Annotated in this window: 1 pseudogene; it reads left to right on the top strand. The window is 56.0% G+C overall.

Annotation, left to right across the window (positions count from 1 at the left end):
• A pseudogene (locus tag M9827_RS28090) lies at nt 1–234 on the top strand (IS481 family transposase); the annotation flags it as partial.

Genomic DNA, 234 nt, shown 5'->3' with positions numbered 1-234 from the left:
AGATGAGCCGCTTTTTATTCGTCTGTCGCGCTTTGCCCAGTACGCACGGAGCGCCGACGCGGGAAGGCTTCGAGTGGGCTTTTCGAGAATATGGGCTGCCGGATGTGATCCGCACTGACAATGGCGCTCCTTTCGCGTCGACAGGTCTGGCGCGACTTTCGAAATTATCGGTTTGGTTCATCAGGCTTGGAATCCATGTCGAAACGATTACGCCTGGCCGTCCCGACCAAAATG

The sequence above is a fragment of the Pseudomonas sp. AKS31 genome (assembly GCF_023634765.1).
Lineage (GTDB): Bacteria > Pseudomonadota > Gammaproteobacteria > Pseudomonadales > Pseudomonadaceae > Aquipseudomonas.
Note: the sequence above shows the minus strand (reverse complement) of the source record. Positions and strands in the feature narration are given on the sequence as shown.